Annotated in this window: 23 protein-coding genes; 14 read left to right on the top strand and 9 right to left on the bottom strand. The window is 52.2% G+C overall.

Annotation, left to right across the window (positions count from 1 at the left end; all coding sequences use genetic code 11):
• Positions 1–171: 171 nt before the first annotated feature.
• From AC3ZPD_RS04505 to AC3ZPD_RS04480, 6 genes are all read left to right on the top strand, one after another.
• Positions 172–936 carry a response regulator gene (locus AC3ZPD_RS04505; RefSeq protein ID WP_490983073.1) on the top strand — a complete coding sequence of 255 codons (765 nt, stop codon included), beginning with the start codon at positions 172–174 and terminating at the stop codon, positions 934–936.
• The gene (locus AC3ZPD_RS04500) at positions 929–2086 is read left to right on the top strand and encodes a sensor histidine kinase (protein ID WP_490983072.1); all 1158 of its coding nucleotides are present in this window, start codon (positions 929–931) and stop codon (positions 2084–2086) included. The genes AC3ZPD_RS04505 and AC3ZPD_RS04500 overlap by 8 nt, the downstream gene beginning before the upstream one ends.
• A gap of 95 nt (positions 2087–2181) precedes the next feature.
• Positions 2182–3123, top strand: coding sequence for an ABC transporter ATP-binding protein (locus tag AC3ZPD_RS04495; protein WP_490983071.1), 942 nt, complete (start codon positions 2182–2184; stop codon positions 3121–3123).
• 11 nt (positions 3124–3134) lie between these two features.
• Entirely contained in the window at positions 3135–4259 is a 1125-nt protein-coding gene (locus AC3ZPD_RS04490; protein ID WP_490983070.1) for an ABC transporter permease, read from the top strand.
• A complete protein-coding gene (locus AC3ZPD_RS04485) occupies positions 4260–5408 on the top strand; it encodes an ABC transporter permease (RefSeq protein ID WP_490983069.1) in 1149 nt (382 codons plus the stop codon).
• Between the two features lie 252 nt (positions 5409–5660).
• Entirely contained in the window at positions 5661–8090 is a 2430-nt protein-coding gene (locus AC3ZPD_RS04480; RefSeq protein ID WP_490983068.1) for a bifunctional diguanylate cyclase/phosphodiesterase, read from the top strand.
• A 115-nt stretch (positions 8091–8205) separates the two neighbouring features.
• Here the strand turns inward: AC3ZPD_RS04480 and AC3ZPD_RS04475 are convergent, their stop codons facing one another.
• Positions 8206–8982: an alpha/beta fold hydrolase gene (locus tag AC3ZPD_RS04475; RefSeq protein WP_490983067.1), complete on the bottom strand. Its 777-nt coding sequence runs from the start codon at positions 8980–8982 to the stop codon at positions 8206–8208.
• A gap of 8 nt (positions 8983–8990) precedes the next feature.
• Positions 8991–9473, bottom strand: coding sequence for a DinB family protein (locus AC3ZPD_RS04470; protein ID WP_490983066.1), 483 nt, complete (start codon positions 9471–9473; stop codon positions 8991–8993).
• A 124-nt stretch (positions 9474–9597) separates the two neighbouring features.
• Between AC3ZPD_RS04470 and AC3ZPD_RS04465 the strand changes: the two genes are divergently transcribed.
• The 3 genes from AC3ZPD_RS04465 to AC3ZPD_RS04455 all read left to right on the top strand — a co-directional run bounded on the left by AC3ZPD_RS04465 (position 9598) and on the right by AC3ZPD_RS04455 (position 11654).
• Positions 9598–10569 (top strand): helix-turn-helix transcriptional regulator, encoded by a 972-nt coding sequence (locus AC3ZPD_RS04465; RefSeq protein ID WP_490983065.1) that lies wholly within the window; start codon positions 9598–9600, stop codon positions 10567–10569.
• Positions 10570–10607: 38 nt separating this feature from the next.
• Positions 10608–10967 carry a DUF6886 family protein gene (locus AC3ZPD_RS04460; RefSeq protein WP_490983430.1) on the top strand — a complete coding sequence of 120 codons (360 nt, stop codon included), beginning with the start codon at positions 10608–10610 and terminating at the stop codon, positions 10965–10967.
• Between the two features lie 78 nt (positions 10968–11045).
• On the top strand, positions 11046–11654 hold the full coding sequence (locus AC3ZPD_RS04455; RefSeq protein WP_490983064.1) for a TetR/AcrR family transcriptional regulator: 609 nt from the start codon (positions 11046–11048) through the stop codon (positions 11652–11654).
• Between the two features lie 73 nt (positions 11655–11727).
• On the opposite strand, the gene AC3ZPD_RS04450 is transcribed toward AC3ZPD_RS04455, so the two are convergent.
• From AC3ZPD_RS04450 to AC3ZPD_RS04420, 7 genes are all read right to left on the bottom strand, one after another.
• Positions 11728–13482, bottom strand: a complete 1755-nt coding sequence (locus AC3ZPD_RS04450; RefSeq protein ID WP_490983063.1) for an adenine deaminase C-terminal domain-containing protein — start codon at positions 13480–13482, stop codon at positions 11728–11730.
• Between the two features lie 19 nt (positions 13483–13501).
• Complete coding sequence (locus tag AC3ZPD_RS04445; protein ID WP_490983429.1) at positions 13502–14566, bottom strand: ABC transporter ATP-binding protein; 1065 nt, start codon at positions 14564–14566, stop codon at positions 13502–13504.
• A gap of 15 nt (positions 14567–14581) precedes the next feature.
• Entirely contained in the window at positions 14582–15370 is a 789-nt protein-coding gene (locus AC3ZPD_RS04440) for an ABC transporter permease (RefSeq protein WP_490983062.1), read from the bottom strand.
• 6 nt (positions 15371–15376) lie between these two features.
• Positions 15377–16198, bottom strand: coding sequence for an ABC transporter permease (locus AC3ZPD_RS04435; protein WP_490983061.1), 822 nt, complete (start codon positions 16196–16198; stop codon positions 15377–15379).
• Positions 16199–16227: 29 nt separating this feature from the next.
• Positions 16228–17160, bottom strand: a complete 933-nt coding sequence (locus AC3ZPD_RS04430) for a nucleoside hydrolase (protein WP_490983060.1) — start codon at positions 17158–17160, stop codon at positions 16228–16230.
• 235 nt (positions 17161–17395) lie between these two features.
• Entirely contained in the window at positions 17396–18490 is a 1095-nt protein-coding gene (locus AC3ZPD_RS04425) for an ABC transporter substrate-binding protein (RefSeq protein WP_490983059.1), read from the bottom strand.
• Between the two features lie 304 nt (positions 18491–18794).
• Entirely contained in the window at positions 18795–19142 is a 348-nt protein-coding gene (locus tag AC3ZPD_RS04420) for a DUF2294 domain-containing protein (protein WP_490983058.1), read from the bottom strand.
• Positions 19143–19389: 247 nt separating this feature from the next.
• Here AC3ZPD_RS04420 and AC3ZPD_RS04415 point away from each other — a divergent pair, with 247 nt between their 5' ends.
• The 5 genes from AC3ZPD_RS04415 to AC3ZPD_RS04395 all read left to right on the top strand — a co-directional run bounded on the left by AC3ZPD_RS04415 (position 19390) and on the right by AC3ZPD_RS04395 (position 25223).
• Positions 19390–20997 (top strand): spore germination protein, encoded by a 1608-nt coding sequence (locus tag AC3ZPD_RS04415; protein ID WP_490983057.1) that lies wholly within the window; start codon positions 19390–19392, stop codon positions 20995–20997.
• A gap of 13 nt (positions 20998–21010) precedes the next feature.
• Positions 21011–22171: a Ger(x)C family spore germination protein gene (locus AC3ZPD_RS04410; protein ID WP_490983056.1), complete on the top strand. Its 1161-nt coding sequence runs from the start codon at positions 21011–21013 to the stop codon at positions 22169–22171.
• A gap of 10 nt (positions 22172–22181) precedes the next feature.
• Positions 22182–23288, top strand: a complete 1107-nt coding sequence (locus tag AC3ZPD_RS04405; protein ID WP_490983055.1) for a GerAB/ArcD/ProY family transporter — start codon at positions 22182–22184, stop codon at positions 23286–23288.
• Positions 23285–23503 (top strand): hypothetical protein, encoded by a 219-nt coding sequence (locus AC3ZPD_RS04400; protein WP_490983054.1) that lies wholly within the window; start codon positions 23285–23287, stop codon positions 23501–23503. Before AC3ZPD_RS04405 ends, AC3ZPD_RS04400 begins: the two co-directional genes overlap by 4 nt.
• A gap of 724 nt (positions 23504–24227) precedes the next feature.
• On the top strand, positions 24228–25223 hold the full coding sequence (locus AC3ZPD_RS04395) for an SPL family radical SAM protein (RefSeq protein ID WP_490983053.1): 996 nt from the start codon (positions 24228–24230) through the stop codon (positions 25221–25223).
• Positions 25224–25340 lie beyond the last annotated feature (117 nt).

Here is a 25340-nt window from a genome sequence, read left to right as displayed (position 1 = left end):
TCCCGTATTGGCTGATGTAAGCCTGACTCAGGTGAGGGTTAGGCTTTTTTGCTGTTTGCAACAGGAAGAACGTAGCAAAGCTGACGATTTAAAGCTTATAATAGATTCCACATAAGCATGCTGGAGAGGTTTTACATAAGGGACGTTATTTCTGCATAAGGAGTTCTGGGAATGAAAATTAAGGTCATGATTGCGGACGACAATTCTTTTATCCGGGAAGGGATGAAAATCATCCTGTCCAGCTTCGAGGAATTTGAAGTGACGGGCACCGTGCAGGACGGGGCGGAAGCCGTAGCATTTTGCCGGGAGCACGAGGTCGACGTCGCGCTGCTGGATATCCGCATGCCGAATATGACCGGGGTGGAGGCCACCCGGATCATTACGTCCGAAGGGACAGCCAAACCTTTGATCTTAACGACGTTTGACGACGACGAGTTTATCGTCGATGCCATTCAGGCCGGCGCCCGCGGTTATCTGCTCAAAAACAACGATCCGGAGCAAATCCGCGACGCGATTAAAAGCGTTTACCACAATCACCACGTGCTGCAGGGCGTTGTCCTCGACAGGCTCAAAACCGGGCTTCAGGAACCGGGCCGGACGGGCTCGGAAACGGGGAGCGAGAGCAGCCGGACCGAAGCAGAACAGGGAGGCCGAACGGAAGGCAGCGGGGGTGCTGCGGGGGTTCAGGACGGTCCAAGCGCTGATTCGGCCCTGCACGGGAGTCTGGACCTCAGCCCCTTCACCGAACGGGAAATCGAGGTAATGACCCAGATCGCCAAAGGGCTGTCCAATAAAGGCATCGCCAAAAAGCTTTTTCTGTCCGAAGGAACCGTCGCCAATCATATTACGTCGATTTTAAACAAAACGGGACTTGCGCACCGGACGCAAATCGCCATCTATTTTCTGACCGGAGAAGTGTTGAACCAAGATGAATAGCCATAAAATGATGCTGGAAGTCTGGAGCATCGTCAGCAAGCTGCTGCTGCTCGTTTATGTCATATGGGAGTCGTATTTCCTGCAAAACCGGACCGGCAGTTGGCCGGTGTTAACTTATTTGCTTTATGTTTGCTCCATCTTTGGAGTGCTCGTGTTCAGGAACAACAGAAACAGACAGCTTGCGGCGCTGCTTACCGTTTGTTATCTTGCGCTTAGCGCCTGGCTGCTCGATCTGCCGCTGCTCGGGCTGCTGATTCCTGCAAGCCTGACGGAAGCGGCGGAATCTTTCCGTCCGAGGGGGATCTCGCTGGTGCCGATCCTGCTTGCCGCCTGGTTCATGCCGCACGAGCTGCTGCCCTTGTATATTCTTACAGCAGGAGTAAGCTGGACCGCCTACAGCCTGATCCGGCATGGCGGGGAAAAGCTCGGCCGGCAGAACAGCCGGAATGAGGAGCTGAGCGCGGACCTGCAGCGGCTGACCCGGGCGTTAAGCGAGAACCGGGAATATGCCCGGCAGTCGGAATACACCATCAAGCTGGAAGAGCGGAACCGGCTTTCCCAGCGGATCCATGATGAAATCGGGCATTCGATGGCCGGGGCGCTAATTCAGATGGAGGCCGCCAAACGGCTGCTTGCGGCCGACCCCGGGAAGGCGGCCGAGCTGCTGGGGAATGCGATCACCATTTCCAAGGAAGGGTTGGAGCAGATCCGTCTGACCTTAAAAGACATGAAGCCAAGATCCGAGGAGCTGGGCCTTAACCGGCTCCGGCTTTTTGTGGACGAGCTGACCGCCAAGCAGGCGCTGACGGCTTCCCTGACCCACGAGGGGAATCTCGACCTGATCTCGCCAATCCAGTGGAAGGCGATCCAGGACAACGCCACCGAAGCGGTGACCAATACGATCAAATACGCAGGAGCAGACCAGGTTCATATCCATATTCAGGTGCTGAACCGGCTGATTAAAGTCCAGATTGCCGATGACGGCATCGGGGCGGACAAAATCGTTAAAGGGCTGGGCATGATCGGCATGGAAGAAAGGGCCGCATCGCTGGGCGGAACGGTGATCATCGACGGCTCGGAGGGCTTCAGCGTCATCACGCTGCTGCCTTTGGAGAGCGGCCGGGAAGTTTCTCATGAAGCCAGGTCGTGAAAATTCTCATAAGCAAAGGATGAACTTATGCACTGTCGTAAGGGCGTCCTTTTTCTTTATGATTAGTGCATAACAAAAACAGGAGTGATTTGGGAATGAACGTGCTTGAAATTCGGGACCTGACCCGTAAATTCGGCGATTTCGTCGCCGTGGACAACATGAACCTGAAAGTCCGGGAAGGCGAAATCTTTGGATTCCTCGGTGCGAACGGGGCCGGGAAAAGCACTACGATTAACATGATTTCTTCCCTGCTGCGCATTACAAGAGGAGAAATTTTGCTGCTCGGGAAAGACATCACCAAACATAACAGATTCGCCAAAATGAACATCGGCATCGTTCCGCAGGATCTGGCGATTTATGAGGAGATGACCGCATATGAGAATATTCACTTTTTTGCGGGGTTATACGGACTTCGCGGGAACGAGCTTAAGGAACGGACGATGGAGGCGCTGGAGTTTGTCGGTCTGGCCGACAAGGCGAGGGATCTGCCGAAAAATTTCTCCGGCGGCATGAAACGCCGCCTGAACATTGCCTGCGCCATCGCGCATAAACCGAAGCTGATCATCATGGATGAGCCGACCGTCGGAATCGATCCGCAATCGCGCAATTATATTCTTAATTCGGTACGCAAGCTGAACCAAATGGGCAGCACCATTATTTATACGAGCCATTACATGGAAGAGGTCGAGGAGCTCTGCACCCGCATCGCTATTGTGGACCACGGCAAGGTGATTGCCGAGGGGACGAAAGAGCAGCTCGAATCGAGCATTACGGACACCAAAGACATTTGGATCGGCTACAAGTCGGAACAGAAGCCGGATGTCGAGCGCATCAGACAAATACCGGGCGTCACCCGGGTGCTGGACGATGAGCAGGAGCAGATGCTGCGGGTGAATTCCAAAACGGAGGTCAACAACCTAAACACGATCCTCCAGCAGCTTATCCAAAACGGCATCGAAATCCGTTCGGTCGACGAAAAAGCTCCTAACCTGGAAACCGTCTTTCTGACCTTGACCGGCAGAAACCTGCGGGATTAGGAGGGACTGCCGTGAACACCTTACGAATTGTCCGCAAAGAGCTGCTTATTCAGCTCCGGAACAAACAGACCTTTTTATTTATGATCGCTTTTCCGATCGTGCTTATCCTGATTTTGGGGACGGCGCTCACAAACGCTTTTTCCGCCGGTACCACCGTTGATTCAATGAAGCTGCTATACCGGGATAACATTCAAAACGAGCAGCTCAACGCTTCCTGGACTGATTTTTCGCAAGTGCTAAAGCAGGAGGGAGTGCAGTTGACCGTTTGGAGCGCCGATATGGACGGTCAGCAGGAGATCCGGGATGACCATTATACGGGATATGCCGAACTGGACGATAACGGGATCCGCTATTACGGCACCTCGCAGCATCTTGTGGAAAACAACATCGTTCAAGGGATGCTTTCGGTTTATGCCGACCGGTATAATCTTGCGGCAGCCGCCCTGAAGGCCAACCCGGCTTCCGTACAGCCGATTGTCACCGGAGTGGATTCGTTCGGCGATTTCATTAAAGAAACCTCGCTTGCGAAAGATAAGCAGCCCAGCTCTATCGGTTATTATGCAATCGCGATGTCGACCATGATCGCTTTGTATGCAAGCATGTCCTCAACCGGGCTGATTCAATGGGAGCAAGCCAGAAAAACCTCTATCCGGCTAAGCGCCTCGCCGGCGAAGAAAAGTGAAATTTTTGCCGGCAAGGTTATCGGCGCAACGCTGATAAATTTTGTATGCGTTATGGCGGTCGTGCTTTTCAGCGGCCTGGTTTTCAAGGCGGACTGGGGTTCCCATTACGGCGCAGTGGTTCTTGTTTTATTCACTTTGGTTGCCCTGGCGGTCAGTTTCGGGCTGCTCTGCGGTTATTTGTTCAAAGGCGGAACCAGCCGGACTTTTATCGTCATCGTTATTCAGGTCGTTTCGTTTATCGGCGGGGCTTATTTTCCGCTCGGCGAAACTTCGGGTTTGATGGGAAAAGTCGTTTTGCTTTCCCCGCTCCGCTGGGCGAATCAGGCTTTGACGGATATCGTTTATGCGGATCATGCCTCGGCCGCCCTTCCGGTTGCGGCGCTTAACGTGGCGCTGGTTGCGGTTTTTCTGATCCTTTCCGGACTATTTATGCGAAGACAGGAGGCCATCTAAATGAAAGACCTGATCTGGCTTGCGCGAAGAATGATTTCGGCCACCTTCCGCAAGAAATCAAGCTGGATTATGCTGATTATTCTGCCTGTGGCAGGCGTATTGGTCAGCATGATGATTTATGGCGGCGGCACCAGCAGTGTGCTCCGGATAGGGATCGTCAACCAGGACGGGGATAACCCGATCGCGCAGAACACCGTTGCTTTTCTCCAAGCCATCAATCAGGCGGAGGTCAAGGTAACTGACGAGGGGACGATGAAAGCCGAAATCGCTTCCGGATCGCTGGATGCCGGGGTTGTGCTGGAAAGCGGTTTTGCGGAAAATGTCCGGAGCGGGAATCCCGAGGGGCTGACCCTCGTCTCGGTCAAAGGGGCGCAGGTGACGGCCTACGTAAAGTCCTTGCTGCAAAACTATGTGGCCAATATGGCCTCGATCGGAGCCGCGACTCCTGATGATCAAAAGTTGTTCAATCAAATCTATCAGGAATACAGCCAAAAACATTTCAGACTGGATGCGTCTACCGTTGAAGATACTTCCAAAGCCAAAAATATGACCTACCAGTCTCTCGGGTTTCTGATCGCCTTTATGATGTTTTCGGCCTGCAATCTGACCGATCTGATCCTCAAAGAGAAGGAAAACCGGACGTTTCTGCGGCTGCTGACTTCACCCGTCTCGGCCAGAATGTACGTGCTTTCCAACGTGGCTGTAAACATATTGCTGCTTATGCTGCAAATCGCGCTGACGTTATTTATGCTGAAGGCGGTGCTTGGCGTCGACTCCGGCGTTCCCGCTGCCGACCTGATTTTGGCGCTGTTCGTGTACGGTTTGGCTGCGATCGGGTTGTCGCTTGTGATCGTCGCTTTTGCCAAAAATTCCAACATGGCGGGTGCGCTTCAGAACCTGATTGTGACCCCGACCTGTCTGCTGGCAGGCTGCTACTTCCCCGTGGACATCATGCCGGACAGCATCCGAAAAATCGCGACGTTTCTCCCGCAGCGCTGGCTGCTGAAGACGGTAGATGATCTGCAGAACGGGACCGCTCTTGGAGGTCTATATCTGAATCTGCTCATTCTGCTGGCGTTTGCGGCCGCCTTCACCTGCATAGCCGTTTACCGGTTCAGCCGCAACAATGATACCCGTACTTTCGTTTAAATATTTTTTCAAGGATTTCACAAGGTTTCCTGATCCTGTTACAGGGATTCGGGAAGCCTTGCCGGATCCTTCAGCCTCCTTTCCTTATGCGAAACATTATCTTTACAAACCCTTTGTTCATCTTTTAGACTAATGGCAATGGGGGAGTAGACTTTAATCAGGGTTTTCATTTCTGGTGAAATTTTTTACCGGATTTTTTTGTGTTTTTTAAATCCAACCTCAGGGCGATCAACAGGGAAAGAAGGTTGGCTCATGAATGATGTACACGGCTCCTTTGAACCGGAGCTGGTTTTATTTTCATATGGCTTGGCAGTGCTGGCTTCCTATACCGTTTTGGATCTGGTGGACAGACTGAGTCACTCCAAGGGCCGGAATCGTCTTCTGCGGCTTTTTTTCGGGGCGGTGGTCATGGGGATCGGCATCTGGTCGATGCATTTTGTGGGCATGCTGGCCATGTCGCTCCCGATGGAGGTCGAATATGACCTGAGGACGATAATGCATTCGGTTCTGGCAGCGATTGTTTCCTCCGGCGCAGCTCTTCATCTGGTTGGCCGGACACGCGTGTCAAGAGGGCATTGGCTGGGAGGAGGCCTGCTGCTTGCTTCAGGAATCATAGCCATGCATTATATAGGCATGTCGGCGATGAATCTCGATATTTCCTACGATTATAGAATGGTGGTGTTTTCTGCCGTATTTGCCGTTGCCGCTTCGTTATTCGGGTTGTCCTTTACGTTCCGGAAAGAAGGCAGGGGCCGGGGATTCAGGGGCAAGCTGGCCGGGGCATTGATTTTGGGAGCCGCCATAGCGGGTATGCATTACACCGGGATGTGGGGAGCTTCCTTAAAGGAAAGGATTGAACCTGCCTCAAACGGGATTGTGCTCAGCTATCATTGGCTGGCCTATTTGATCGGCATCGGCACGGTGCTGACCCTCGGATTGTCGCTGCTTGGCATGGTCGTAGCCAGAAGATTTGAACGGCAGCGTTATTTATTGACCGAAAACGAAAAAATGTTCCGTTCTCTTTATGAGAACAACCAGGACGGCATCCTGACCCTTGATCTGCAGCAGCGGATTATCGGCATCAATTCGGCAGCGGCGGACATTTTTGGGATTGAAGATAACCGGTATCATTATGAGCCGCTGGCGGCTTTAATGACGGAACCCGTTAATGCCGACAATCTGCGCTGTATAGCCGGCAGTCTGGGCCCCGAATCCGCCAGCTTTGAATTGACGTTTAGCCTGGCCGGCAGCAAAGAAATCGATTTGCATCTGATGACCGTTCCGCTTGAAGTCGACGGAAGCCTGGTGGGCCATTATTTGATCGTCCGAGACATCACCGCGGAGAAGCAGGCCAAAAGGCAGATCAGCTACCTCGCTTTTCACGACGAATTGACGGGTCTGGACAATCGGCATAAGTTTAACCAGCGGCTGATCGAAATGATCGAAAGCCACAGCAGGACCGGCAGCAGATTTGCCATGATGGTGATGGACTTGGACCGTTTCAAGATGATTAACGATTCGCTGGGCCATTTGTACGGCGATTTGTTCCTGCGGGAGATGAGCCAGCGGATCCAGGAGGTTACCGAAGACTGTAAAATCAGCCTGGCCAGAATCGGAGGGGATGAAATCACGGTTCTGTTCGAAAATTGTGATGAAGGAATGGCCGCCACGCTGGCCGAAAAGCTTATTCATGTGATCCAAAAACCGTTCCGGTTAAAGGATAACGATTTTTATGTCACCGCAAGCATAGGCATTGCGATGTATCCCGACCATGGGCAGGATGAGCGGTCGTTGGTGAAACATGCCGATGCAGCGATGTATGAGATAAAGAATAACGGCAAAAACGGCTATTGTTTCTTCACGGACGAGCTGGACGGGAAACTTCAGCAAAAGAGGGAGCTGGAAGCGGATCTCCGCAAGGCGCTGCACCAGAAGGAGTTCATGCTTTATTACCAGCCTCAGATTCAGGCGGAGGATCACCGGATGATCGGCGTTGAAGCTTTAGTACGGTGGAACCATCCGAGGAAAGGGATTATAAACCCGGATCAATTTATTCCGCTGGCCGAAGAGATCGGACTGATTATCGAGCTCGGGAACTGGGTGCTGCGGGAGGCCTGCCGGCAGCTGAAGGAATGGCACGAAAGCGGGGGGCCGCTGATTTCCGTTGCGGTGAATTTATCCTCTCACCAGTTTCAGCAGACGAATCTGGTCAGCTTTATTTCGGAGGTGCTGGCTGAAACCGGGCTTGAAGCGAAATATCTGGAGCTTGAAATTACGGAAAGCATGATGATGGATCCGTCCACCTCCATTACGATTTTGCAGGAGCTTAGCAGGCTCGGCATCCGGATCAGCCTGGACGATTTCGGAACCGGCTACAGCTCGCTCAGCTATTTAAAGCTGTTTCCGATTCATAAGCTGAAAATCGATCGTTCCTTTGTCCGTGATATCGTGGCCAGCAAAAGCGATCAGGCTATCGTGTCCACGATTATTTCGATGGCCCGTCACCTGGAGATGAACGTTATTGCGGAAGGAATCGAAACGAAAGAGCAGCTTGAGATCATTAAGGACAATGACTGCAGGGAGGTTCAAGGTTATTATTACAGCAAACCTTTGTCGGCCAAAGACGTGGAGGAGAGCTTTTTTATTCCGCAAAGGCTGGCCTTGGGCGGTTTGAATTTGTAACGGTACCAGGTGAAAGGAACTGTTCTGCTCCTAAATAGCCAAAGCCTGTCCGCATGCCGGACAGGCTTTGTTTTGCGAATGGGAGGTTTCCGTCGCCAGTTAAGCCAATTAGCAGTTAAGACAGAAACTGTGTCACCACTTCCAGAAATCGTTCAGGTTCTTCAAGATTTGGCGCATGGCCGGAAAAACCGAATTCCACAAAAGCGGCGTCCGGAATCAAAGAAGCGATTTCCTGCCCTTTTTCGGGCGGGTTCATTCCGTCGTGTTTGCCGCTGATCACCAGCGTGGAGGCTGTAATTTTATAAAGGTGTTCCCTGAAATCAAATCCCTCCAGCGCTTTCATCGCGGCCTCCTGCTCCCTGGGATCCGTCAGTATTCCCTTTCTTTTGTAGAAACCGTTAAAGGCTTTGTTGACCTTCTCCTGGTTGTGGAACGTGTATTTAGCAGCCTGCTTGAATTTCGCTTCATAAGACAATCCAGCCAGCTCATCGGCATGGCGGTCGAACAGCTCCTGCATCGACGAGGTTTTGCCGCTGCTTTTCGGCACGACGAGGATCAATTTCTTAATCCGCTGCGGAATTGCAATCGCTACCCCTTGCGCGATATAGCTCCCCATGGAAGTCCCCATCAAGCAGGCGGAATCAAGCTCCAAATGGTCCAGCAGACCGATCACGTCCCGGATATGCTCGTCCAGCGTGTAATGGGCAGGTTTATCGGATAATCCGTGGCCGCGCGCATCCAAAGCGATGACCCAGAACCGGTTTTTGAGCTCGTTGATCTCGCGTTCAGCCGTGACGCTGCTGCCGTGAAGGCCATGCAGGATCACGAGTGGTTGTCCGCGACCGTGGTCTTCGTAATAAAGAGCGGCTCCATTCGAATTGAAAGTGGGCATATTCACCTCTAGTACAAGTCAAACATGTTGACTTCGTAACCTTTCATTTTCAGGTAAGTAAAGAGCTGTCCGCGGTGGTGCTGGGCATGGGTCGTAATTTCGATCAGCCATTTGGCCTGCGAGGCACCGTGGTCCATGTAGAAGGGTTTTGTTTCCTTATGCAAAAAATCTTCGTCGGACAAAGCCTCCATGTACTTTTTCAGTTCCTCCAGCCCTTCCGCCATTAAGGTTCCCAACGAAGGTAGGGCGGCTTCGGCAAATTGTCCTTCCAGCCGCCGGATATCGGCTTCCGGATGCTCCTGGAGAATGAGCAGGTCCACTGCAGGAACAGCGGCAAGATGCTCGGCCAACTCTTTTAAGGTTCTCATGTTCTCACGGGGACGGAAAGACCCGTCCTCCGGTTTGATTTTAGCGATCAGGCCTGCGGTTGTCCGGACAATTAGCTGGAGCTCTTCAAAAAGCATTTGTTTCATTTCCTGTACGGCGGTCATAACATCACTCCATTTCAGATGGGTGTCCAGCGGAGCGGAAAAGCGGCTGGGCTTAATACCCATTATAAATTATAATGGTGACAAGTATTGTCATGAATGCAAGGAAAAGATGAGGAGCACAACTATGTCCAAATCCAAACGGCTGATGGAGCTGATGCTTGCGGTTCACCGCAAGCGTTCTTTTACCGTAAAAGAGCTTGCGGAGGAATTCGGCGTTTCATCCCGCACGATGCTGCGGGATTTGCAGGAGCTTGGCGAACTGGGAGTGCCGCTTTATTCCGAGGTCGGGCCGCACGGCGGCTACCGGCTGTTGAATGAACGGATGCTTCCGCCGATCGCGTTCAGCGAGGAAGAGGCGGTTGCGGTTTTTTTTGCAAGCCATGCCTTGAGGCACTACCGGAATATTCCCTTTCAGACGGAGATTTCTTCGGCCCTGAGCAAGTTTTATCTGCATATGCCGCAGGAGGTCCGCGATAAAATCGACGGCATGCGAAACCGGGTCGATTTTCAGGTGCCCCCGAGACAGCAGGAGTCGCCTCATTTGAGCCTGCTGCTGAAGGCGGCTATCGAGCGGAAGGTGGTCCGCGCCGAATATGAAGGCCGAAATGAACGGGAAAGACGGGAGATTTTACCGGTAGGGATTTATGCCAGCGGCGGATTATGGTATTGCCCGGCTTACTGTTTCGGCAGGCAGGATTACCGCCTGTTCCGCTGCGACCGGATCAAGGCGGCCGAGATTATCGAAGTATCGGAACAGCGTATAAAACCTCCGGCCTTGGAGCAGATCCATCTGGAGAATTGGAGAACGGTCCAGCATGAACATTCCGAGTTTATAGAGGTTTACGTGGAGCTTAGCCGCGAAGGCTGCCGCAGATGCGAATCGGAGCTGTGGCCGCTGCTGAAAATCGATAAAAGAGAGGACGGGAGCGGATGGATCGACAGCCGGATTTTGAAGACGGATATTCCCTTTTTTACGAACTATTTCATGGGACTGGGAATGGACGCGAAGGTGAGCGGGCCGAAAGAGCTGGTGTCGTCCATCCGGCGGCAACTCGCCGACATGCAGAAGGCATACGGGGACCAGGGGAAAAGCTAAACCCCAATCCATCGAGCGGAAGGGGAGGACTATGAAGCATCGCTTACAGAAGGAGTCCCGGGATTTCTTCTGCCGACGAGCAGCGGTTTTTCGGGGATACGGCAAGCTCTGCGGTGCTTGTATTTGAAACCGGCTGGTACAGCCGGCTGGCAGAAGCCGTATTGTACAGATATGAACTTCCGCGGGATACGTTCGAAAGCTTTGATGAAACCGCCGGATATTACATCTCCAAAGAGACGGTTGTTCCCAAGCAAATGGATGTGATCCGGAATCCGCTCCAAAGGCTGATGGAGATGTCTATCGATGTCAGGTTTACCCCCGATCTGCGTCCGCTTAGGGACGCGCTGCCGGTTTCGACCGTCAAGCTTTTCGGGATTCACCGGTTCAGTCCAAGTTGACAAATCGATAAAGCCGGTTTATTCTGTGCATAGAATGAACGTTCTATGCCGGCATGGATAGATGATGGAGGAATGCAGGTGTTTAACCAATACAACAAAGTGGAACAGGCTGTGCTTGAAACGACGCTCCGGTTGATCATCGAGAAGGAGCTTCAGGCTACTTCGATGTCGCTGATCGCCAAGGAATCCGGCGTTTCGACCGGCAATATTTATCATTATTTTTCGAGCAAGGAAGAAATCATAAACGAGCTGTACAAAGGCATCGTCAAATTCAACGGGGAGTTTGTCACCCGGAACCTGATGACGGACGAACCCATTCAAACCCGTTTCGAGCGGGCCTGGCACCATGTGGCCGAGCTTTGCCTGAACTATTCGGAAGGGTTTCGGTTCATCGAACAGTATTCTTTTTCCCCGTACATTACGGAAGCAACCAAACAGGAAGCTTATCAAACGGGCTGGTGCACGCCTTTGGCCGGACTTTACCAGGAAGCGGTGGAGCAGGGGCTGTTTATCGGCCTCGATCCGGAGATGATGGTGCAGATGCATTACGGTTCCATGGTTTATTTGATTAAAGGCCAGCTTCAAGGTTATCTCCCGACCGGGGAAGACCAGCTTCGCCAGGTAATCCGGTCGTTCTGGGCTTCCGTAAGCCAAGAGAGGAATCAATCAGCGGAAGCAGTGAACTAACGGGTTCATCCCGAAAAAGTTAAAAAAACCGCGCTTAAGCTTAGCTGCTTGAGCGCGGTTTTTTAGTATGAAGTTATTTTGCCGATTTCGGCTTCGATTCCGATTCCGAACCGGACTCCGAATCCACCAGCAGCGGAACCACTTGTCCTTTGTTTACATCAATCAGACCCCAGTCGGTGATCTTAAGCGCCGGGCTGACGGCCAGCGAATGCGTGCTGATCGACATGATCGGATTGTAATGCTTGTAGCCGAGCGATTTCATCGCCGCCCGCAGCTTCTGCACCTTCAGGCCGGCCGTTTCCAGCGGCTCCTCGGTCAAAATGCCGCCGACCGGCAGCTCCATCATCGACAGAACCTCGCCGTTCTCTACGACGCAGAAGCCGCCCTGGCTTTGGATAACCGCGTTCGCAGCGATCTTCATGTCATGGGGATTGCGGCCGACGACCAGCAGATTATGATTGTCATGCGAATAGGTCGTGGCAATCGCGCCGCGCTGGATCGTATCGCCGTCAATGAGGCCGTAAGCACGGTTGCCGTTTTTGCCGTAACGTTCAAACGTAGCGATCAGGCCATGCCCGCTGGCCTGCCAATCCAAAACGCCTTCGGCTACCGTCACCGGAACATGGCGTTCTTCGGTAAAAGTCGAACCGTCCTTTACGATCATCATCCGGGCCGTATGTTCCCCGTCCCCGGCATCGAGCCTCACGACGAAATCGTCTTCAGTCAACGGGTTAAGGCGGACGCTGGCATAGAAATGCGCCGGAAACTGGCCGGAGAGGGCGGTTTGCCCGTAATTTTTCTGCCGGTCATATACCAAGGCCCCGTTTTTATAAACCTCGTCGATGACCAGTTTCTCGAGGTCCGAGACAAGCAGAAAGTCGGCGATTTTATTCGGCGCGATGCTGCCGCGGTCATGCAGCTTCATCCGCCGGGTCGGCGTATATGTGGAGGCATAGATGGCGTCTTCCGGCTTCATGCCCATGGCAATCGCTTTACGGACGATATGGTTCAAGTGGCCGTCTTCGATAAAAGCGTCGGTCATCACGTCGTCGGTCACGAAACAGAAGTGTTCGGCCACGTCATGGTCAATCAGGTAATCCATGACCTCACGGGTCATCGATTTCTCCTGGATTTCGATGAACATGCCTGCCGCGATGCGGGCTTCCATGCCTTCGATGCTTTGGTGCGTATGGTCGGAATCGATACCTGCCGCGATCAGCTGATGCAAATCCAGATCCAGCAGCTTCGGCGTATGGCCTTCGATGATCAGATCGGGATAATGAGAGCGAATATGGCGCAGGATCTGGTTCGTTTTGCATTCCGGATCGCGGATGACGTCGACGTAATTCATGATTTCTCCCAGGCAGGCGATCGTTTCCGTCCGGAGAAGCTCGTCCATGTCTTCGATTTCGATCGAACCGCCTGTCGTTTCCATCGGCGTTGCCGGAACGGAGCTCGGAATGGCATAAATCATGTCGGCCGTGCAGTCTTTGCTGGCGGCCATCATTTGTTTGACGCCTTCAAGGCCAAACACGTTGGCCATTTCATGCGGCTCGGGAACGATAGTGGTGACGCCGTTTTGAATCAGGCCATGGGAGAAGGAAGCAGGCGTAACCATCGAGCTTTCAATATGCAGATGAATATCGACCAGGCCCGGGAGCATCCAGCGCCCCTCAGCATCGATAATTTCTTCGGCCTTAAACGTTTCGGTGCCGCGGCCGCCGATATAAAGGAATTTTCCGTCCTGTAGAGCGACGTTGGCCGCTTCGAACCTCTTGTAATAACTGTTGTAAACCCTCGCGTTTACAATGAGCTGCTGTACGTTCATGATTTTACTCCTGCCTACCTTAATCCACGAGCACCATTCTGTCTTGTGGGAATGCAAGGTTTATTCTTTGTCCGCTGAAATAAGGGGAATCCATTTCCTGATTGACCGTAAACTCGCCGAATTCGGTATCCACGACGTATTGATAGCTGCGGCCGAGATAGGTGCTGACTTTGATGATGCCCGGCAAAACGTTGCCGACTTCTTCCGAAGCGGCATTTTGCGGCAGGAGCAGCAGATCGTCGGGACGGAAAGCGCCTCGCAGCGCTGCCGGTTCAGCCGTGCCGGGATTGACGGAAGCCTTGAACTGCCGGCTGCCGAGCGTCAGCCAAATCTCGCCGTTTACCTGGCGGCGTTCCGAAAAGTCCAGGAAATTCTGGAACCCGATAAAGCGGGCCACGTAATCGCTGGCCGGATAACGGAATATTTTTGCCGGGGCGTCGAGCTGCTCGATATTGCCTTTGTTCATGATGGCCACCCGGTCAGAGATCGAAAAACATTCCTCTTGATCGTGGGATACGTATACGGTGGTGATGCCCAGCTCCTGCTGGATGCGGCGGATCTCCACCCGCATATTGACCCGCAGATTGGCGTCCAGATTGCTGAGCGGTTCGTCGAACAGCAGCAGCTCGGGTTCAATGACGAGCGCCCGCGCAATGGCTACCCGCTGGCGCTGCCCGCCGGACAGCTCGCGAGGATAACGCTCTTCAAAGCCGCCGAGGCTGACCACTTCAAGAATGCGCAGAACCCGCTGCTTCACTTCCGCATCTTTCACTTTGCGCATGCGCAGGCCGAAAGCGACATTTTCATATACCGTCAGGTGTGGGAACAGGGCATAGCTTTGAAATACAAAGCCGAAATTGCGTTTGTTCACGGGCACCCGGGTATAATCCTTGCCTCCGAACATGAATTTGCCGTCTTTGGAATCCAAGAAACCCGCGATCAGGCGCAGAGTGGTTGTTTTGCCGCAGCCGCTGGGGCCGAGCAGGGAAACGAGCTGCCCTTTTTCGATAGTCAGGTTAAAATCCTTTAATACAAGCTGGTTGTTATACGCAACCGATATATGCTCCAAACTTAAGAGCGACATCATTTATCGCCTCCATTAGCGTTTTGTAAAATAGGACAAGCCCATCAGTCTTTCGATGCCGAACATCAATATGCCGGTCAGCACCATCAGCAGCACGGAAATGGCCGCGATCGTCGGATCGAAATAATTTTCCACATAGGTCAGCATTTGAATCGGCAGCGTGCTTACGCCCGGTCCCGTCATAAAGAGGGAGATGTCGACGTTGTTGAACGACTCCAGAAAAGCGATCAGCACGGCGGCGATAATGCCGGAACGGATGTTGGGCAGGACCACTTTGAAAAAGGTTTTAAGAGGTCCCGCGCCCAGACTGAGCGCTGCTTCTTCAATCGCGAAGTCGAAGCTGGACAAGCTGGAACCTACGACCCGGATGATAAACGGCAGCATGATGACGGTATGTCCAACAAGCAAACCCGCATAAAGAGGCAGGTGATACGCGACAAGCAGATATTTCAGCATGGTGAAGCCGAGCACGATGCCCGGAATCAGCACGGGGGAGAGGAACGCCGCGTTCAGCGCGTCTTTGCCCCTGAAGCTGAACCGGCTCAGCGCATAAGCGGCCGGGATGCCGAGCAGCAGCGCCAGCAAATTGCCGAGCAGCGAGATGATGATGGATGTTCTAAAGGTTTTCGGGAACATTTCCACTTCAAAAATGTGCCGGTACCAGTGCAAAGAGAAGCCGTCCGGCGGAAACTTAAGCACGGTTCCGGGTTCAAAGGAGGTGATTGAAATAATCAGAAGCGGGCCCAGCAGAAAAAGATAGACCAGCAGACTGATTAGACCAAGTCCCCACTGTTTATTCCGCATCGCTATTTACCCCTTCGGATTTAATTTGTTAGCCCATTTGTTCATCAGGCCGACTACCACAAAAGTGATGACGATCATGATGGTTGCGATAATGGAAGCCGAATACCAGTCGTTCAGCGTCATGGCGTTCTGGTACAGGAACGTGGAGATGACCCGCTGTTTGCCGCCGAGCAGGGCGGGCGTCGTATACGCGGTTAAGCTGCCGACAAAAACGAGAATGCCGCCGATGATCAGTCCAGGCATGGCGAGCGGGAAGACCACCTTGAAAAAGGCTTTGGCGCGGGAGGCGCCTAGGCTTTGCGCGGCGGTCACCAGATCGCCGTCAATGTTCTCCAGCACGCCGACGAGCGAAATGATCATCATCGGCAGGAACAGATGCAGCATGCCGATCATCATCGCCACAGGCGTGTACAAAATCGTCAAAGGTTTGTCAATCAGCCCGATATCGACCAGCAAATTGTTGATCAAACCTTTGCGTCCCAAAATGACCATCCAGCTGAACGACCGGACGACCGGGCTGGTCAGCAGCGGGAAAATGGCCAGCGCCAGCAAAATGCCTTTCCGGCGCGGCGCTTTCTGCGAGATGTAATAAGCGACCGGCAGGCCGAACAGGACGCTAAGCAGGGTGGCGGCCACGCTGACTTCAAGCGTGGTCAGCAGGATTTTTAAGAAATAGGGATCTTTGAAATAGTCCCAGTAACCGCTAAAGGTGAAGCGGCCGGCTTGAAAAAAGGTCGAGCCGATCGTCAGCACGATCGGGATAATCATAAACACGGACAAAAACAATAAGCCTGGCAGCAGCAGCCAGTAAAGGTACGTTTTCTTCATATCCAACTCCTGTTCCCGTCATTTTTGTGTCAGGGACGGTTTAAGGTATCGACAAGCAGCTGAATGAAAGCCTGCTCGTTAAGGTCCATACATACTTGCAAATTGGCGGGTCGCATGAGCCGGTTCTGGAAATCGCAGACCGTCTGGCCGTCGCAAAGCTCGCTGCGCGTTTCTACATCGACGTAGTAGGCTTTGGCGGTAACCAGCCCGGGATCAATGGCCGCGGCTACAGCCAGCGGATCATGCATGGCGCAGGCGCGCACGCCGTTGCGTTCTTCATAACGGTCGAAATAAGCCGAGGTGCTGTCCGTGACGTAATTCCGGATGCGGGGGTCGGTAAGTTTGGCGATATCTTCGGCCCGCAGCAGCGCCCGCCGCGTGACATCAAGGCCGACCATCGTCAGCTTCGGGAAACCGGCCTGCAGCACCGTACGGGCTGCCTCCGGATCCACATAAATGTTGTATTCCGCCGTAGGGGTCACGTTGCCGAAGCCGCCGGCCACGCCGCCCATGAAGATTACTTCCGCTACCTTGTCCACCAGTTCCGGGCATTTGTGGAGCGCAAGCGCCAGATTCGTCAGTGGGGCGGTCATAACCAGCGTGACTTCACCCGGATGGCGTAGCACGGTCTCCACGATAAAATCCGGTCCAAAGCCCGCTGCGGGGCGTTTCGACGGCTGCATGTCGGACAGGGCGCCGCCAAGCCCGTCATTGCCGTGGACCCGGTGCTCAAACACGGGTTTGCGGATCAGAGGACGGTCAGCACCCGGGATGACCGGGATGCCGGAGGCCCCGAGGAATTCCGTGATTTTGCAGGTGTTCAGCGTAGCCTGTTCCAGCGAAACGTTGCCGTTTACGGTCGTGATGCCTTCGATCCGGAATTCGCCGCTTTTGACGGCGAGCATGATGCCCAGCGCATCGTCGATGCCGGTATCGACATCCATAATCAATCGTCTGGTCATAACGTTGTTCTCCTGTCAGCGATAATAGAACCTGCATCCGCCATTGACGGATGCAGGGGAAGAGATAGCTATAGAACTTTTTGAATGGCTGGTAAAGCAGCTAAAAAGGCTGATCAAGCTAAAGAACTTTTGGAACTGCTGGAACTGCTGGAACTGCTGTTCCACTTAGATTCTATTAAGGCTATATTCCATTAAAGCTATATTTGTTATTTAGTACCGTCTTATCGCTTATCGCTTATTGGGCCAGTTCGCGGTTCCAGCGGTCTGTCCATTCCTTGATGTTGTCATTAACGAACTTCATGTCCAGTTTGACCAGACCGTTGATCACATCCGCGCCGTAAGTGATGCCTTCGGTTTCGGAGTCGCTCAGCTGAACCTGCGAATTCACCGGGGAATCCACTTTGGCTTTGGCCGAAGCTTCCTGAACTTCTTTGCTCAGATGCCAGTTGATGAACTCCTCGGCCAGATCTTTGTTTTTGCTGCCTTTTACAACGTTGACGGTGTTCATGATGGCATAAGCGCCTTCTTTAGGAGATACGAATTTAGCATCAGGAATCGCGGCTTTCAAATCTTTGAAATAGGACTCCATGATCGGCCCGCCGGCAATTTCCTCCTGGGAGAACATGTTCACGAAATCGGAGGTTTGCGTGTAGTATTTCACTACGCTGGGGTTCAGCTCTTTCAGTTTCTCAAAAGCGGCGTCTTCGTTGAAAGAGGTTTGCAGGGCGACGTTGGAAGCCGCGTCAAGAATCATAGGACCGGCAGTTGCCGTGATGTTCGGGAGGGCCAGGTTATTTTTGAAATCAGGACCCCACAGGTCGCTCCAGGACGTAACTTCTTTTTTAACCATCGACGGGTTATAAACGATGCCCAAGCGGCCGACGGTGTAAGCCGGACCGTAGTCTTGGCCGAGCGGCGCCTGCGCGATGCCGAAGATATTTTCAAGGTTAGGGATTTTGCTGCGGTCGATCTTCTCGAACAAACCTTCATTAATCGCCTGCTGCGCATAGTAGTCGGACAGGTACATAACGTCCACATCGGAGCTGCCTTGGCGGATTTTGTTCAGGCGTTCGGCGTTGTTTCCGGTTTCGACGACGATTTTTACATTGTGTTCTTTCTCAAATGGTGCATAAACCTCTTTATCGAAGAAATCCTCGGAGAATCCCCAGGTAGAAATGACCAGCTTCGTTGGTTCGCCGCTTGCGCTGGCGTTAGCCGAGCCTTCTGCGGCAGTGCTGCTGCCCGTGTTAGCGGCGTTGTTCGAGCCGCAGCCGGCGAGAAGTACAGATACGAGTGCTGCGGAGACAAGTCCGCCCATCCATTTTTTCATTTGTGATAACCCTCCATCAATATAGTCATTTTTGTAACAAGACGTTGGTCCCGGCTGCTTCTGTCTGTCTGCAGTTTGGTTCCGGTTCCGTTTAACTCCGATCCAGCTGTCCATGCACCCCCTAAACGAAATTCAAAACCTTGTCCAAGCATGAAATAACCTATATTTGGAAAATAAAAAAAGAAAAGCATTCTTGTAGAGACAAGAACACTTTTCCTTTGTAAACAAAGTCAAGCGGAACCCGCTAATAGAAGGGAGGTCTTTCCTTAAGAATAGATCAAAAAGAAAAATCCGTCCTATAAAGTTATGATGGTTCTCTTACGATGACATTGGTGACCGCCCATTGGGTTGCAGCGTCGTAATCGCGAAGGAGTGTCTCAATTTCCAGTCCGAGCTGCTCTTCCAATTTCTCGCGAAACTTCCGTTTATACAGCTGCGACATGCGGAAGTCCACTTCCAGCTTCAAGCCGGGCGCTTCATCTTCCAGAGCTGCAGAACGGGGAGAACGACGATGTTTGGCGTAAAAACTGATGATGTTGCCTTCCACGTTAGCTCTCAGCAGGGTTGTTCCGAAACCAAACAGTTCTTTCGAAATTTCGTTGTAAATCTGGCACATTCTTTTCTTGCTTTCATTGCTGTCCAGCAGCGTCATAATCCACCTGCCTGATTAGTTCGCCTTCTTGTAACGTTTGTTATTATACAAGCTATTTGGCGAACAAGCAAGAAAAATAAGCGATTTCTTCAGAAATATGCAACCGGAAAGCGAACATAGTGGTGAAAGTTGAAGGAAAATGTACGGTTTTGTTGGCGGCAAAAGGAAGCAGGAGAAAAAACGGAATAGGATTGGGCGGGCTGGGGATGATAAGAGGGATATTTTCCTAAATCAGGAGGAAATGGGTATGCTCCGTTACTTATATAAAAAGCTGCGTTTCGGGCATGTGCTGTTGAAGCATATTCAAGAGCAGCAGGTCGCAGCCAAGGAATCTCCCTCGTCTTTTTCACACGAGCTCAACCGGAACCTAATGACGCTCAGAAAAATAATGGGCACAAGCGACGACATCGTGATCCGCCAGATTACGCTGGGGAACCAGGGGCAAATAAAAGCCGCGCTTATCTTTGTAGACGGGCTTACCGACGTAACCATGGTCAATGACAGCATCATCAGACCTTTAATGTATGACGCCAAGTCGAGCGAAGGGTTTGCGCAGGGAAGCAGCATGGACATGATCCGCAGCGCCATGCTTTCGGTTGGCAATGTGGAGCAGACTTTCTCGGTCGGGGAAGCCGTAGACCATTGTTTGTCCGGAGATACGCTGTTTTTGATAGACGGTTCTCCCGAGGCGCTGATCATCTGCGCGCGCGGCTGGGAGACGCGGGGGGTAGAGGAAGCAAAAACCGAATCGGTCGTTCGCGGCCCGCGCGAAGGTTTTTCGGAAACGCTGAGAACCAATACGGCCCTGCTGCGCCGGATCGTCAAAAGTCCGGATTTGACGCTGGAAACGTTAAAAATCGGCCGGAGAACGCGGACGAATGTCAGCATCGCTTATCTGAAAAATCTCGTGAATCCGCAGTTGGTCGACGAGGTGCGGGGGCGGCTGCTCAAAATCGACACGGACGCGATTCTGGAATCCGGTTATGTCGAGCAATTTATCGAAGACTCGCCCCTTTCCATTTTTTCCACCATCGGCAACAGCGAGAAGCCGGATACCGTTGCGGCAAAAATACTGGAGGGCCGCGTGGCTATTCTGGTAGACGGAACCCCTTTTGTGCTGACGGTCCCCTTATTGTTTATCGAAAACTTCCAAGTATCCGAAGATTATTACTCACGGCCTTATTTTACGACCTTTGTAAGGATGCTGAGGTTTATCTCGTTTATGATCAGCATTTTGGCGCCTTCCGTTTACGTAGCCTTAACGACTTTTCATCAGGAGCTGATCCCGACGGATCTTTTGCTCACGATGACGGCCGCTCATGAAGGAGTTCCTTTTTCCTCCTTTGCGGAAGCAGGGCTGATGATCGTAACCTTTGAAATTCTCCGTGAGGCCGGGGTCAGGCTGCCGAGGCCGGTTGGCCAGGCCGTCAGTATCGTCGGGGCGCTGGTGATCGGGGAATCGGCCGTGTCCGCGGGCCTGATCGGCGCGCCGATGGTCGTGGTGGTGGCGGTAACCGCCGTATCCAGCTTTGTCGTGCCCGCTCAAACCGACTCTGGCGCGATTTTGAGGCTCATCATGCTGGTGCTGGCCGGTTTTGCCGGCGGCTTCGGCATTGCCATCGGCCTGCTGGGCATGCTGATCCATCTGGTTACTTTAAGATCGTTTGGCGCGCCGTACCTTTCTCCGCTGGCCCCCTTAAGTCCGGGAGGCCTGAAGGATGTGCTGATCAGAGTGCCTCTCTGGCTGATGGTCACCCGTCCCAAAGTCCTCACCTGGGAGGATTCGCAGCGTCAGGACGTCGTGATGCCGGCGCCTCCGGCAAACCCTTCCGAACCCCCTACTAAAGAAACCTGACGAGGTGAAGTTTGTGAGAAGCCGGCTTTTAAAATTTGTTGTATGCATCTTGTTGCTGCTGGGCCTGCCCGGCTGCTGGAACCGTCATGAGCTGGATACGCTGGCGATCATTATGGGAGTGGGCGTCGACAAACCCGAGAAAGCCGGCGAGGTGCAATTGACGGCCCAAATTATCAAGGCGGAGACGCTTAAGGATCCGGAAAGCGGTACGGGAACCACGGGGGAAAAAGCCTACTGGAATACGCAGAGCCAAGGCAGAACCGTGTTTGAAGCGGTCCGCGGGTTTACGCACGAGTCCAGCCGGAAGCTTTTTTTTCAGCATAATCAGGTTTTGATCTTCAGCCGTGACATCGCCAAGCAGGGCGTACAGAAATATATCGATTTTTTTGTGCGCGACCACGAAAACCGGCTTAATGTGTGGACCCTGGTCGCCCGGGATAAAGCCAGCGAAATTTTTGAGATCGAACCGGAGCTGGAACCGACGCCGTCGCAAAACATCGCATCGCTTGTCAGCGACCAGGGGGCGACATCCCAGTCCAGCATGGTGAACCTGAAGGATTTTTTAGCCCGCTTGATGAGCAAATCCACGGCGCCGATCGCCCCTTTGATCGAGGTGAATGAAGATAACGGGGAGAAGACGCTGTCTATCTCGGGAACCGCGTTCTTTAAAAAAGACAAGCTGGCCGGGGAATTGAACAAAACCGAAACCCGGGGACTTTTATGGGCGATCGACGAGGTGAAAAGCGGGATCCTCGTGGTCAAATGCCCGAACGGCGACGGAAAGGTCAGCATGGAAATTACGGGCTCCAAAACCAAAATGATTCCGAAGATCAAAGGACAGCAAATCCAAATGCTGATAAAAATCAAGGAACAGGGCAATTTGAGCGATCAATCCTGCATGGATAATTTGACTCTGCCTCAGGCTATTGCGTCTTTGCAAAAGGAAGAGGCGGCGGCTATCCGAAAGGAAGTCATGGCTGCCTGGGAAAAAGCAAAACGGTATCAAGCGGATCTATTCGGCTTTGGAGAGCAGCTGCACCGGCATTACCCGAAACAGTGGAAGCAGCTTAAAAAAAATTGGGATCAGGAGCTTCCGAAAGTTACGGTAGAGGTGCAGGTGGAGGCCAAGCTGCATTTGTCAGGCAAAATCAATAAACCCGCCAATTCGGAATAGGAGCGGTTGGATGAAAATCGAAAGAGGTCAAATTTCAAGCTCACAGCTGACATATTTGAATATCGGATTCATACAGGGGGCGCATTTGCTGCTGGCTTTTTCGGCGGCGATCACCAAACATGATACCTGGCTGACCGTTTTGGCGGCCATGGCGATCAGTTTGCCTTTTGTCCTGATTTATGTCTCTCTGGCGCAGCGTTTTCCGGGTAAAAATCTGATGGAAATGCACGATGCGATTTACGGTCCTTTTCTGGGAAAAGCGATTTCCGTGTTGTATGTAGCTTTTTTCCTGCTGCTGGCCTCCCTGAATCTGCGAACCGTCTATAACTTCTTCGGTACCTACATCATGCCGGAAACGCCGATGGCGGTTTTCCTGATTATGTTCATGTTTATATGTGCCTGGGCGGTAAGAAACGGGATCGAGACCATCGCCCGCAGCAGCTTCATTTTGATTGCTGTGGCGGCGGTGCTGATTTTGTCCGGTTTTATGCTGCTATTCAGCGAGATGGATTTTTCCAATTTCCTGCCCGTTTTTGAACTGCCTTTGTCCAAATTCATACAGGGAACGCATATCGTGGCCACGCTTCCTTTTACGCAAACCGTCGTATTTCTGATGGTGATGCCGTACATGAACAAAATCAAGCAGGCCAAAAAGGCCATGCTGCTGGGATTTTTTATAGGCGGCCTGCAGCTGCTGATCATAGTTGTGCAGGACACGGCCGTTTTGGGGGTGGTGGGCTCCATCATGGTTTCGCCTTCCTTTGAATCCACGCGGCTGATCAACATCGCGGATATTCTGACCCGGCTGGACGTGCTGGTAGCGATCGTGCTGCTGGTCACTTTGTTTCTGCGGGTAAGCTTATATTATTACGCAACGGTATTAGGGCTTGCCCAGCTGTTGAAGCTGCGCTCTTACGTGCCGCTCGTGACCCCAATAGGCATTATTACGATCAGCCTTTCCGTTTTGCTTTATCCTTCCAGCATGGAGCATGCCTTTGACGGGGCGACGATTTATCCGTTTTACAGCTTTCCGTTCCAGTTCCTGCTTCCGTTTCTGACCTGGCTGATCGCTGTCCTTAGAAGATTTCCCAAGCAGCAGGGAGGTGATCGGGCATGATCATTATGTTGTTAGTGGTCTTCGCTGGAATCGTGATTTATGAAGTACCCAGTCTTTTAAGAGGAACGTATTGGAAGGAGCTGGCCGCCTTTTTTTCTTTTCTGCTGATCGGGTTTGTGATGAGCCTGCTGCAAGTTTTGGGGATCCTCAAGCCCGGACTCATGAAAGGGGTGGATTATTTGTTCAAGGAGATTCTCCATATTTATTATAAATAAGCTTTATTCCTTCAAGGAAGAGCGCTTTTTTTGGCTAAAATGAGCAAAATACCACTATCATATCCGAATATGTCGAAAAAGAGAGAATGGCCTAATTTCCTAAAGATAGGCTGCCGAACTAGTTCAAAGCCTTGATTAAAACGTATACTATCTTGTATTTGAAATATGGGAGGTAATGGAGAAATGAGGAGAAAGTGGAAAGATCACTGCATTGACAAGGACCCTATCAGAAAATGCTATGTTAAGAAATTCGTTGTCAAAAAGTATATCACGGTCCGTTACGATCCGGTTATTGAAAAAACTTGTAAAAAGAAAATTTTCGTAGGCTGCAAAAAGGTTCCCTGCCACCATGTGCCCAAACACTGCAAGCACTCCAAGCATTGCAGAGTTCACAAGCACTATCATCATTCCTATTAAGGAAGTAAAAGCAGGAGATTCGTAACCGACGAGCGCTAAGCCCAATCGTTATCATCGTGATCTGCCGGGCCAGCAGGGAGACGGAATCTCTGTTCGGACTAACCGGACAGCCGGGCAGGGATTCCAATCCGGAGCAGTCATCTCTATCGGATTATAGGGGGTTTGCAAGAGACCGTGGGCTCCGTGCCGACGGTTCTTGGAACGTCATTCGAGTCCCCTTCCATAAATTTTCATGCTGCCGAAACGGATAAAAGCGGATTGTTGTGTTATAATAGGAACAAATGTTCCTATTTGGAGGGCGGAAATCATGGCTAAAACGTACGAGACGATTTTTGCGAAACAGACGTTGACCAAAGTTAAAGAAGAACGAATGCCCTTTGAATGGTCCATTAATCCGTACAGAGGCTGCGCACACGGCTGCAGCTTTTGTTATGCCCGCGGTTTTCAGGGGTTTATTGATAGACAAGCCAATGACGAATTCCAGAACCATATTATGCTGAAAATAAACGCAGCTGAAGCGCTGGAAGCGCAGCTGTCCAAGCTTGCCGTCCGGTACGCTCACGATTTGGAGGCGGTTCGCCGTCATATCGGACGTGTGGCGATCGGAACGGTCACCGATCCTTACCAGCCGGTCGAGGGCAAAACCCGGATTACCCGCGAATGCCTGAAGGTGCTGGCTAAATACCGGATTCGTACGTCGATCACGACACGTTCCCCGCTTGTGCTGCGGGATCTTGATCTGCTGCAGGCGATGGACGATATTTTGGTCAATATCAGCATGGGTTCGCTGGACGCAAAGCTGATCCGCTTGCTGGAGCCCGGGGCTCCTTTGCCTTTCAAACGGCTTGAGGCGCTGGAAGCGTTAAGCGGAAGCGGTATAAGGACGGGCGTATTTATTGCACCGATCCTGCCTTTGCTGACGGATGACAAGGAGGGGCTGGAGGCCATCTTTGCAGCAGCCCGAAAGGGCGGAGCAGATTTTGTGATGACTTCGCTGCTGAGGTTATCTCCCGATGTCAAGGGCTGGTATTACAAGACGTTACGCGAACATTTTCCGGAGAAGCTGCAGGTTTACAGGGATTTATATCAAGGAGGGGCCTACACGGACGAAAGTTACCGCGAACGCATCCGGCGGATAACCGACGAGCTGCAGCTGAAATATGCTTTAACGGAAGATGAAACCTCTATGCCTAAGAGGGAGAAGTCAACTGCCGATGGCGGCGGAGCCTTATTGTCCAAAGCAATGGCCCTGGAGGAAATTGCCGGAGAGCTGCCCGTGGAGCAGCTGTCGTTTGGTTTCTAGCGGGGATTCAGCAACTATTAAAATCTAAAGAAAAAAAGATCCGGATGACAGAATTGAATCTGCCCGGATCTTTTTTTGGATCAGGACAACAAGAAAGCACAAATGGTATAATCAGGA

The sequence above is a fragment of the Paenibacillus mobilis genome (assembly GCF_058267595.1).
Note: the sequence above shows the minus strand (reverse complement) of the source record. Positions and strands in the feature narration are given on the sequence as shown.

Bases quoted from the DNA above. Each gene is read 5' to 3' on its own strand.
- AC3ZPD_RS04505 (WP_490983073.1), top strand. From the start codon at position 172: ATGAAAATTAAGGTCATGATTGCGGACGACAATTCTTTTATCCGGGAA.
- AC3ZPD_RS04500 (WP_490983072.1), top strand. From the start codon at position 929: ATGAATAGCCATAAAATGATGCTGGAAGTCTGGAGCATCGTCAGCAAG.
- AC3ZPD_RS04495 (WP_490983071.1), top strand. From the start codon at position 2,182: ATGAACGTGCTTGAAATTCGGGACCTGACCCGTAAATTCGGCGATTTC.
- AC3ZPD_RS04485 (WP_490983069.1), top strand. From the start codon at position 4,260: ATGAAAGACCTGATCTGGCTTGCGCGAAGAATGATTTCGGCCACCTTC.
- AC3ZPD_RS04480 (WP_490983068.1), top strand. From the start codon at position 5,661: ATGAATGATGTACACGGCTCCTTTGAACCGGAGCTGGTTTTATTTTCA.
- AC3ZPD_RS04475 (WP_490983067.1), bottom strand. From the start codon at position 8,982: ATGCCCACTTTCAATTCGAATGGAGCCGCTCTTTATTACGAAGACCAC.
- AC3ZPD_RS04470 (WP_490983066.1), bottom strand. From the start codon at position 9,473: ATGACCGCCGTACAGGAAATGAAACAAATGCTTTTTGAAGAGCTCCAG.
- AC3ZPD_RS04465 (WP_490983065.1), top strand. From the start codon at position 9,598: ATGTCCAAATCCAAACGGCTGATGGAGCTGATGCTTGCGGTTCACCGC.
- AC3ZPD_RS04450 (WP_490983063.1), bottom strand. From the start codon at position 13,482: ATGAACGTACAGCAGCTCATTGTAAACGCGAGGGTTTACAACAGTTAT.
- AC3ZPD_RS04445 (WP_490983429.1), bottom strand. From the start codon at position 14,566: ATGTCGCTCTTAAGTTTGGAGCATATATCGGTTGCGTATAACAACCAG.
- AC3ZPD_RS04440 (WP_490983062.1), bottom strand. From the start codon at position 15,370: ATGCGGAATAAACAGTGGGGACTTGGTCTAATCAGTCTGCTGGTCTAT.
- AC3ZPD_RS04435 (WP_490983061.1), bottom strand. From the start codon at position 16,198: ATGAAGAAAACGTACCTTTACTGGCTGCTGCTGCCAGGCTTATTGTTT.
- AC3ZPD_RS04430 (WP_490983060.1), bottom strand. From the start codon at position 17,160: ATGACCAGACGATTGATTATGGATGTCGATACCGGCATCGACGATGCG.
- AC3ZPD_RS04425 (WP_490983059.1), bottom strand. From the start codon at position 18,490: ATGAAAAAATGGATGGGCGGACTTGTCTCCGCAGCACTCGTATCTGTA.
- AC3ZPD_RS04420 (WP_490983058.1), bottom strand. From the start codon at position 19,142: ATGACGCTGCTGGACAGCAATGAAAGCAAGAAAAGAATGTGCCAGATT.
- AC3ZPD_RS04415 (WP_490983057.1), top strand. From the start codon at position 19,390: ATGCTCCGTTACTTATATAAAAAGCTGCGTTTCGGGCATGTGCTGTTG.
- AC3ZPD_RS04405 (WP_490983055.1), top strand. From the start codon at position 22,182: ATGAAAATCGAAAGAGGTCAAATTTCAAGCTCACAGCTGACATATTTG.
- AC3ZPD_RS04400 (WP_490983054.1), top strand. From the start codon at position 23,285: ATGATCATTATGTTGTTAGTGGTCTTCGCTGGAATCGTGATTTATGAA.
- AC3ZPD_RS04395 (WP_490983053.1), top strand. From the start codon at position 24,228: ATGGCTAAAACGTACGAGACGATTTTTGCGAAACAGACGTTGACCAAA.